General features: G+C 62.2%; 11 protein-coding genes and 2 pseudogenes. 10 read left to right on the plus strand and 3 right to left on the minus strand.

Annotated features, from left to right (window positions below; all coding sequences use genetic code 11):
* Window positions 1-740 (minus strand): hypothetical protein (locus QT222_RS11565; protein WP_491477260.1); only part of this gene is annotated, 740 nt, incomplete at its 3' end.
* A gap of 209 nt (window positions 741-949) precedes the next feature.
* Between QT222_RS11565 and srp19 the strand changes: the two genes are divergently transcribed.
* Genes srp19 through QT222_RS11580 form a run of 3 tightly spaced genes read left to right on the plus strand, consistent with a single transcriptional unit; the run spans window position 950 to window position 2499 of the window.
* Complete coding sequence (gene srp19, locus QT222_RS11570) at window positions 950-1228, plus strand: signal recognition particle subunit SRP19 (protein ID WP_004572556.1); 279 nt, start codon at window positions 950-952, stop codon at window positions 1226-1228.
* Window positions 1228-1452 carry an H/ACA ribonucleoprotein complex subunit GAR1 gene (locus QT222_RS11575; RefSeq protein WP_491477261.1) on the plus strand — a complete coding sequence of 75 codons (225 nt, stop codon included), beginning with the start codon at window positions 1228-1230 and terminating at the stop codon, window positions 1450-1452. The genes srp19 and QT222_RS11575 overlap by 1 nt, the downstream gene beginning before the upstream one ends.
* 48 nt (window positions 1453-1500) lie before the next feature.
* Window positions 1501-2499, plus strand: coding sequence for a presenilin family intramembrane aspartyl protease PSH (locus QT222_RS11580; protein ID WP_004572558.1), 999 nt, complete (start codon window positions 1501-1503; stop codon window positions 2497-2499).
* A gap of 51 nt (window positions 2500-2550) precedes the next feature.
* On the opposite strand, the gene QT222_RS11585 is transcribed toward QT222_RS11580, so the two are convergent.
* Entirely contained in the window at window positions 2551-3030 is a 480-nt protein-coding gene (locus QT222_RS11585; protein ID WP_491477262.1) for a PUA domain-containing protein, read from the minus strand.
* A 119-nt stretch (window positions 3031-3149) separates the two neighbouring features.
* On the opposite strand from QT222_RS11585, the gene QT222_RS11590 reads away from it, so the two are divergent.
* Both QT222_RS11590 and QT222_RS11595 read left to right on the plus strand, forming a co-directional pair.
* Window positions 3150-3317 carry a hypothetical protein gene (locus tag QT222_RS11590; protein ID WP_169330952.1) on the plus strand — a complete coding sequence of 56 codons (168 nt, stop codon included), beginning with the start codon at window positions 3150-3152 and terminating at the stop codon, window positions 3315-3317.
* A 235-nt stretch (window positions 3318-3552) separates the two neighbouring features.
* Window positions 3553-4457 (plus strand): annotated as a pseudogene (locus QT222_RS11595) (DUF7847 domain-containing protein).
* A gap of 19 nt (window positions 4458-4476) precedes the next feature.
* Here the strand turns inward: QT222_RS11595 and QT222_RS11600 are convergent.
* A complete protein-coding gene (locus QT222_RS11600) occupies window positions 4477-4974 on the minus strand; it encodes a LabA-like NYN domain-containing protein (protein WP_491477263.1) in 498 nt (165 codons plus the stop codon).
* A 121-nt stretch (window positions 4975-5095) separates the two neighbouring features.
* On the opposite strand from QT222_RS11600, the gene QT222_RS11605 reads away from it, so the two are divergent.
* The 5 genes and pseudogenes from QT222_RS11605 to QT222_RS11625 form a co-directional block, all read left to right on the plus strand.
* Entirely contained in the window at window positions 5096-5440 is a 345-nt protein-coding gene (locus tag QT222_RS11605; RefSeq protein WP_004572564.1) for an avidin-fold protein, read from the plus strand.
* Between the two features lie 317 nt (window positions 5441-5757).
* Complete coding sequence (dapA, locus tag QT222_RS11610) at window positions 5758-6675, plus strand: 4-hydroxy-tetrahydrodipicolinate synthase (RefSeq protein WP_491477264.1); 918 nt, start codon at window positions 5758-5760, stop codon at window positions 6673-6675.
* On the plus strand, window positions 6672-7433 hold the full coding sequence (gene dapB, locus QT222_RS11615) for a 4-hydroxy-tetrahydrodipicolinate reductase (protein ID WP_491477265.1): 762 nt from the start codon (window positions 6672-6674) through the stop codon (window positions 7431-7433). The genes dapA and dapB overlap by 4 nt, the downstream gene beginning before the upstream one ends.
* Window positions 7430-8272 (plus strand): 2,3,4,5-tetrahydropyridine-2,6-dicarboxylate N-succinyltransferase, encoded by an 843-nt coding sequence (locus QT222_RS11620; RefSeq protein ID WP_004572567.1) that lies wholly within the window; start codon window positions 7430-7432, stop codon window positions 8270-8272. The genes dapB and QT222_RS11620 overlap by 4 nt, the downstream gene beginning before the upstream one ends.
* Window positions 8269-8668: pseudogene (locus tag QT222_RS11625) on the plus strand (diaminopimelate decarboxylase); the annotation flags it as partial. The gene QT222_RS11620 and the pseudogene QT222_RS11625, both read left to right, overlap by 4 nt.

Consider the following 8668-nt stretch of genomic DNA (forward strand, 5'->3'; position numbering starts at 1 on the left):
GTGCAACGCGCGAGTTCGGCGTCGCCTCGAATTAAGACCGATTCAGACGCTCCTTCGATACAGACGACGCCGGGGTCGGCGGCTTGAGTCGCGTTTCCGATGACGGTGACAGAGCTGTCGGCAGGGATATATCGCTCGGCGAATTGGAGGTTGTCGTCCGACGACTCGGGAGCCGGGAGGTCCGGATGCTCCCTGAGGAACGTGGCCGCAGGCTCCGGGACGTGCTTCGAGAGGTCGATAGTGAACGTGTGTTCTTTTTTGTTGAACGTGCGGGGGTCCTCTGCAGTGACCTCGACTGTGCCGTCTCCGAGCGAGAATTCGGCTTGCTCAGTCCCTTCGCCGAAATGCTTCCACTCTCTCCTCGAACTGTTGAAATCTCCTCTTCGGACGGTCCAATCGGTGTAGACAGACGGGCGACCGGAAAACGGTGTTTTGGGCTCGTCTTCCCGGTCGCCCGAGAGTGGTGTCGGTAGACCCGAAGTGCCGACGAGCGAGTGTGTATGGCTCGGGGTGTTGGTTTCGGGTTGGGCGAAGGACACACGCCGCAACAGGCGATACGCGTCTATCGAACTCACGGAGACAGCCACGGCAAAGAACCCAACCCCGGCGACCACGGACCCGAAAAACCACAGTTCGTTGCCCATGTCTGCTCCCGCGAGAACGGGGAGGTACGCCCACAGGAACGCCGCGATAGCGAACGTCCAGCCCACGTGACTGGGGATTCCGAACTGCTGAGACACTTGCGCGGAAGCTCCCGGGTCGAGCCACCGGAACGAAAACCCGAACACGACCGACAGTATAACCAATCCAACGTACCCGAATCCGCTCATGTCACTTGTTTCCCACCACGCATTGTATAATAAACATCCGACTACGGAATCGTCAGGCGTCTGCCCCCCGCCCCGAAGAGACCACAACCGTATTACCGTCGGATGGCGGAGACACGGGTATGGTCGAGAACGTCATCTACCCCGCCTACCTCGACGCCTCGCTTTCGCGTAGCGAGGGTCGGCGGGTCTCCAAGTCGGCAGCAGTCGAAGACCCGACCGTAGACGAAGTTGCGAAGGCCGTCCAGCAGGTCGGCTACGACGCGGTCATCGAACGAGACAAACAGTACTCCCGTGAGTTCGAGCCGCGCGGTCGCGTCCTCGTGAACAACGCCGACGACGCCACCAAAAACGACATCGTACAGGCCGCCGCCGCCTACGTCGACATCCTCCGCGACTGATGCGACGAATCGGCACCGTCTCCCGAACGGCACAAGGACTCGCTATCGTTCGCCTCGGCAACGACGACCAACCGGACATCGGCACGATGGTCGTCGATGAATCGCTCTCGACAGTTGGCCGTATCGTCGACGTGTTCGGCCCGGTCGACCGTCCGTACGTCGCTATCACGGCTGACGACGGCAATCCAGCGCGACTCGTCGGCAGCAAACTTTACGCCCGCTGACGAATCCAGAGCGCAATCCCCAAAGCCTTCGGGTGGAAACGCCCCTTCATGTCACGCCGCGCCTATCGAGGGGTCGCCCTCGCCGCCCTCATCTTCCTCGTCGTACAGGTGGGTGCGCTCGCCCTCGCTCCGACCTTTTCCGAACTCGGATACCAGACGTTCGACGACCCGTCAAACCCGACGAATAGCCTCGTCTACATCGGCGCGATTATCGGTATGACGGCGTTCATGCTCGCGGCGTTCAAATACGACCTCGACCAACTCATTCGCGGGATTATCGTCTTTACGAGCGGGTTGCTCTCGTGGTACGTCTTCTCGGCCATCATCCCGAGCGAACCCCTCGCAATCGGTCTCTCGGCGGCCGTCGCCATCGCGCTCTTCGTCTATCCCGAGTGGTACGTCATCGACATCTCGGGAGCGCTCATGGGCGCGGGCGCAGCAGGACTGTTCGGCATTAGTTTCGGACTGCTCCCGTCGCTCGTACTCCTATCGGTTCTCGCCGTCTACGACGCTATCAGCGTCTACAAGACGAAACACATGCTCGACCTCGCCGAAGGAGTGATGGACCTCCGAATTCCGGTCGTGCTCGTCATCCCGACGACCTTCTCGTACTCGCTCCTCGACGACGACTTCGCGCGTGATGCAAACGATGTCGGTGAGAATGCAGCGGACGCAGACGCCGGGAACGATGCGGAAGACGCAGACGCAGGAGACACAGACGAAGAACGCGACCCCGCCGACCGCGACGCGTTCTTCATCGGTCTCGGCGACGCGGTCATGCCGACGGTGATGGTCGCGTCGGCGGCGGTCTTCTCGGAAGCCCCGGCGCTCGGCATCTCGGCGCTTCCGGTGTTGAATTTGCCCGCACTGCTCGCCATGGTCGGGACGTTCATCGGCTTCGCCGGTCTCATGTGGGCCGTGATGAAAGGCCGCGCCCACGCCGGACTCCCGCTTCTCAACGGCGGAGCCATCGGCGGCTATCTCATCGGTGCCGTGATTGCGGGTGTTCCGCTCGTCGAAGCACTCGGACTAGCGCAGTATCTGTAAAACCGGGTTCCGACTCCGGCAGGCGCCGGGGGTGGGGATATTTTCCCGTCGCTATTCTTCGCTTCCCGCACCTTCGCGGACCCGCACGGCCATCCCCGTCTCGAAGTCGAGCATGGCATCTGCAGAGAGTTCCGCGCGCCCGACGCCGAGGAGGTTGCCGTCGGGACCGACGACGCAAACCTCGTCGCTCGGGCGGATGTCGGGGTCCACATCGGTCACGAACTTCGCGAAGACGTTCTTGCCGTCGCGAACGAACGGGATGGACTCGTCGCCCACGCGGACGACGTACGCATCGTCGAGTTCGGCACGGAGTCGCCGCCCGCCGGCAATGCCGAGGGTGAAGCGGCCGTCGGTTCCGTAGGAGGTGACGCGGTCGCCCTCGACGTACACCTGTCGCGGGCGGCCGCTCCGCGAGCGTGAGAGTTCGATATCCGCGTCGGCAGGGAACAGTGCGTCACCCGCACCGCCCCCAAACTGGTAGTCTGCGACGACCCGGAGGTCTGCCAGGTCGGCCGCGTCGGCTTCGGTCATACCCGGTCGTTCTCCCTGCCGGCTAAAGTGGGTCGCGGTCGCGGACGATGGGGTGAGGCATGTTGTCACTACAGGCCCAGACGAAAAGTCATAAGTACCGGAACGACCGCCGTCGGAGTATGACTGCGGACGTTCGGCTCGCCGGCGTGGGAACCGTCTTGCTCCTCGTGAGCAGCGGGCTTCTCACGCAGACAGCCATCGACGGGCGGCTTTCGATGTTCCTCGCCGCTATTGCCATGCTCGGTGCACTCGCCACCGCTTTCCGGGTATCTTCGCCGACGGCTTGACTGTCCGTCTCTCCGCCGTCTTTCTATCCTCTCTCTGCTCTGTTTCTGCTCTCGGTTTGTTATCCATTTGATATTAGTCAGTTATTTCTCTCCCATCAGTGTGTTATCTAATTGATTTGTTTCTCGTATCCGTCCCACTCCGTGACCGCTAACCGCAGGACTCGACGACGCTTATTCCGATTTTCACCGATGACAACCCTCCCATTTACGTATTATCGAATCGACACGTCGAATGATGGCTGCTATCAAGTCCCTCCAAACCGCCCTCCGAGGTATCAGAACGAACCCGGTCCTGTTCCTCGGCGGACTCATTCTCGGTCTCGTCGTACTCCCGCAGACCGCCGCACAGTTGGCGCAAATCCCCCCCTCCTCCCGCTGGCGTTGCAGGCGCTGACGTTCTTTATCACGCCGTTCATCATCGCTGGAATCTACGGCATGGCCGACGAGGCAGTCGAAAGCGACACGTCGCGGACCTCGTTGTCCACGCTGACCGACGTCGGTCGTGAGAAGTACGTGCCGCTCTTGCTGGCGAACGTTGTCGAGTTGGGTATCACCATCCCCTTCGTTATCATCTTCATCTTCCTCACTATCGCAGGCGTGTTTACACTCGGCTTCGGTGCTGCCGCCACTGGCGGTGACCTTGCCTTCAGTGGCGGCGTCATCGTCCTTCTCCTCTTCGCCGGGCTGCTCGTGTTGGCATACACAACTATCATGTTCTTCATCCAGTTTTTCCCGGTCGCTGTCGTTGTCAACGACGCCGGTGCAATCGAGTCGTTCCAACAAAGCTATCGCTTCGTCTGGTCGAATATCGTGCCGACGCTCGGCTACTCGGTTATCCAAGTGGTCGCCGGAATCATCACTGCACTGCCTGTTTTGGGATTCGTGTTCTTCCGGACGATTCAGAACTTCCAAACGATACAGAGCACGGGCGGGGCTGCGACCGCAGGCATGCCTGCCGGGATGGGTTTTTCGGTGACCGAACTCGTCGCTATCGCGGCGATTTCACTGGCGATGCAGATGTTACTGACGGCGTTCAAGACCACCTACGCGGTCGCTTTCTTCGAGGAACACCAATCAAGCCCTGCCGAACCTACCGGTCCAGACATCGACGGCGATTCGGTGATTCCACAGTTCGAGTAGGACAGTAACGCGCTGAAACTTACAACAAGAACGTCTCTTTTCGCTCTGAGAGGTCGATGAAGGTGTCTGCGGCCTCGACGAGTTCGTCTGCTGTCGACTCCTTGAAGGCCATCACCTCGACTCGAACACCCTCGTGGCGGAGGTGCGTACAGAGTCGTTCGAAGTCACCATCGCCCGAACAGAGGACGACGGTGTCGACGTGGTTCGCGAGACTGACCGCGTCCAGCGCGATACCCAGGTCCCAGTCGGCTTTCTTCGACCCGTCACCGAACGTCTTGATGTCCTTTATTTTCGTCTCGAACCCGATGTCGACGAGTGCATCGAAAAAACGGTCTTCGTCCGGCGAATCCGCGCGGATGACGTAGGCGATAGCCCGGGTTAAGTCCCGCCCTGCGGTTCCTTTCTGCAACAGCGACGAATAGTCGATATTTCTCGAATAAAGGCTCTGTGCCGTATGGTAAAGGTTCTGCGCATCAGCCAGAATGGCGACGCGCTGACCGGGGTGAATCTCAGTCATTCGTGTGTCGATTGGACGGCCCGGACTAATAACCGTCCGGGAGCGGAACTCAGACAGACTCCCATCGGGTACGTTCGGTCGTCGTAGAAACACGTAACTCAGTACCGTGCTAGGTCCAAGCATGGCCCAGACGCTATCCCTCGACGGCCGAACACTCGTAGGCGTCGAAAACGACGGTGGGGAAGTCGGCGGTGACACCCGGTTTCGTTTTGAACAGGACGGCAACGTCGTCACCGCTCACTACGCTGGAGGAACAATCATCGAAGGATTCCTGACCGGCACGTTCGACGGACGCATCCTGAACATACGGTACGTACAGCTCAACGAGGACCACGAGACTTCGACGGGTCACTTGGTTGGAATCGCCGAAGAGTTGGTCGACGGCCGCGTCCGAATCGAAGACGAGTGGGAGTGGGAGTCGAAACCCGGAGGCGGTCGTTCCGTCCTCGAAGAAGTAGAAGTGTAGACTTGGATGAACGGAATGTAGACCTGGATGAACGGAACCGTCAGTGCCAGCGCCCGCGCGGCAGGACCTGCAGGCTGCGCAAGTTATATTATACTTCCAGTACCCACATCTGGTGTGAACGACGCGACGCGACCTTCGCCGGCCACAACACGGTCGACAGCGTCGCGTGCCGCTTTCTTTTCGAAAAAACGCGTGTATTGAATCGCTCGTTGCGGGAGTAGCGACCCCGTCTCGGGCGGCCTTCGGTTGACACGCACTCGGTTTCACGACCGTTTCTCACACATCACCACAACCGTCTCCACACAACACAACGACACATGACAACATTTGACCTTCGCGGCGTCTATCCCGCGATGACCACTCCGTTCGACGAGGACGGGAGTATCGACTTCCAACAACTACAATCCGACGTTCGGCGACTGGAAGCCGCCGGCGTCGACGGGCTTGTCCCGGTCGGTTCGACCGGCGAATCGGCGACCTTGACCCACGACGAACACGTCGAAGTGGTCGAGGCAGTCGTCGAGGCGGTCGAAGACATCCCCGTCATCGCCGGGTCCGGTTCGAACTCGACCCGCGAGGCGCTCGAACTCTCGCGGCGCTCTGCCGACGCCGGTGCCGACGCGCTCCTTCTCATCTCGCCGTATTACAACAAGCCCGAACAGGCGGGACTCATCGAACACTACCGGACCATCGCCGACGAGGTCGACCTGCCACAAATCGTCTACAACGTCCCCGGCCGCACCGGAAGCAACATCCTCCCCGAGACGGTTGCGACGCTCGCCGAGCACCCGAATATCGTCGGCTACAAGGCCGCAAGCGGCGACCTCGGACAGATTTCACAGGTCGTCGAGTACACCCGCGACGAAGACTTCGCGGTCCTCTCAGGTGACGATGGACTCACGCTCCAGACGCTCGCCGTCGGTGGCGTCGGGACGATTTCGGTCGTTGGGAACATCGAACCCGCACGCACGGGCGCGATGGTTCACTCGGCGCTGCAAGGTGATTACGAACGCGCCCGCGACATCCACCACGAACTCGGGCCGCTCTGTCGATACCTGTTCGTGGAAACGAATCCGATTCCGGTCAAGGAAGCCATGGAAATCCGCGGCTACGGCCCGGCGCGCCTGCGCCCGCCGCTGACGCGACTCACCGACGAACACACAGAAGAACTCCGCCGCATCCTCGACGAACTCACCGCAGAGTCGGCGGTCCCCGATGGAGGGAACGACGCGTGACGGTCACCGTCGGCGTCACGGGCGCAACCGGACGAATGGGTGAGGAAGTCCTCGCCGCGGCCGCCGACCGTGACGACCTCGATGTCGCGTTTGCGGTCAGTCGCTCGCCGGGTGCGGAAGTCGAGGGCGTCACCGTCGAAGACGCCGCCGACCTCCCCGACCTGCTCGCGGAGAACCGTCCTGATGTGCTCGTGGACTTCACCGGCCCGTCGGCCTGCATCGAAGCCGCGACCGCCTGCGTCGAAGCGGGCGTCGCCTTCGTCTCGGGGACGACCGGACTGAGTGAGGGTGGCTTCGATGCACTCCGCGAGGCAGCCGAAGAGGTTCCGGTGCTCTACGCCTCGAACTTCTCGCGCGGTATCGCGGCGCTCCGCCGGGCGGTCCGCGAGGCGGTTCCCGCGCTCGACGGCTACGATATCGAACTCACCGAAACGCACCACAACGCCAAGCGAGACGCGCCGAGCGGGACGGCACTGACACTTCTGGAAGATATAGACGAAGCCCGCGGCGACTCCCCACGTGTCCACGGCCGTGAGGGCGAAGCCCCGCGAAGCGAAGAAGAAATCGGCGTCCACGCTCGAAGAGCGGGGGATATTGCCGGTGAGCACGAGGTATTACTGGCTGGCAATCACGAGTCACTATTACTAACGCACCGCGCGGGGTCGCGGGGTGTCTTCGCCGCCGGCGCGCTCGACGCCGCGGCGTGGGTATCAGACCGCGACGCCGGGTGGTACGATTTCACCGAGGTGCTGGAATGAGTCTGGAATCTGACGTACGAACCCTGTGGCAGCGATACGACGACGGCGACGTAGACGCCGCGTCTGCAACCGTCGACGAACTCGACACGCTCGACGCGTTCCTCGACGCCCTCGAAGCGGGCGAGGTGCGCGCCGCCGAGAAGACGGGGACCGACGTGACCTCGTGGGAGGCCAACGAGTGGGTCAAGCGGGGCATCCTCCTCAATTTCGGCCTGCGCGAGACGCTCACCCGCGAGTACGGCGACGTTCGCTACCACGACGTGCTTCCCCTTCGCGACACCGACGACCTTGGCGACCGCGGCACCCGCAACACGCCCGATGGGACCGTTATCCGCCGTGGCGCACACCTCGGCTCCGACTGTATCATGATGAGTCCCTCCTTCGTCAACATCGGCGCGTCCGTCGGTGACGGTACGCTCGTGGACTCCTGTGATACCGTCGGCTCGTGCGCCCAAATCGGCGCGGACGTAAAGCTCGGGGCAAACACCCTCATCGGGGGCGTTCTCGAACCCGTCGAAGACGCGCCGGTCGTCGTCGAAGACGGTGCAGCCCTCGGCGCTGGCTGTCGCGTCACCTCCGGCTTCGTCGTCGGTGAGAACTCCATCGTCGGCGAGAACACGCTTCTCACGCCTCGTATCCCCGTCTACGACCTTGTCGACGAGGAAATCTACTACGGGCACCTACCGGCGAACCGTCGGGCATTCACCCGCTTCGTCGAATCATCGCTCGGCGACCACGACCTGTTCGCCGGCGGCGCGTACAAGCCCGCCGTAGTCGCCCTCGACATCGAAGACGACACCCTCGATGCGACCCGTCGGGAGGAGGCACTCCGCGAATGAGCGAGGGAGGTCCGGCAGTCCGGCGACTGGCCGACTGGGACCGCGAGCACCTCCGCTCGCTCGCCGACGAGTTCGGCTCGCCGCTGTACGTGACCGACCTCCAGCGCGTCCGCGAGAACTGTCACCGCCTCCGCGAAGCATTCCCCGACGCACACATCAGCTACGCTGTCAAGGCACACGCCGGACGTGCGGTTCTCGAAACCGTCCGCGACGCCGGAATCGACGCCGAGTGCGCCTCCGCGGGCGAAGTCGAGCGCGCCCTCGAAGCTGGCTTCCCCGGCGACCGCGTCCGCTACACCGCCGTCAACCCGCCGGCCGCGGACCTCGACCACGTGGTCTCACGGCGGGAGGAGAATCCAGTGATGACCATCACCGTCGGTGCGGCGGACACTATCG

The organism is Haloferax sp. s1, assembly GCF_058382125.1.

Coding starts and splice junctions, on each gene's coding strand:
- srp19 (WP_004572556.1), top strand. CDS start 950: ATGGTCGAGAACGTCATCTACCCCGCCTACCTCGACGCCTCGCTTTCG.
- QT222_RS11575 (WP_491477261.1), top strand. CDS start 1,228: ATGCGACGAATCGGCACCGTCTCCCGAACGGCACAAGGACTCGCTATC.
- QT222_RS11580 (WP_004572558.1), top strand. CDS start 1,501: ATGTCACGCCGCGCCTATCGAGGGGTCGCCCTCGCCGCCCTCATCTTC.
- QT222_RS11585 (WP_491477262.1), bottom strand. CDS start 3,030: ATGACCGAAGCCGACGCGGCCGACCTGGCAGACCTCCGGGTCGTCGCA.
- QT222_RS11590 (WP_169330952.1), top strand. CDS start 3,150: ATGACTGCGGACGTTCGGCTCGCCGGCGTGGGAACCGTCTTGCTCCTC.
- QT222_RS11600 (WP_491477263.1), bottom strand. CDS start 4,974: ATGACTGAGATTCACCCCGGTCAGCGCGTCGCCATTCTGGCTGATGCG.
- QT222_RS11605 (WP_004572564.1), top strand. CDS start 5,096: ATGGCCCAGACGCTATCCCTCGACGGCCGAACACTCGTAGGCGTCGAA.
- dapA (WP_491477264.1), top strand. CDS start 5,758: ATGACAACATTTGACCTTCGCGGCGTCTATCCCGCGATGACCACTCCG.
- QT222_RS11620 (WP_004572567.1), top strand. CDS start 7,430: ATGAGTCTGGAATCTGACGTACGAACCCTGTGGCAGCGATACGACGAC.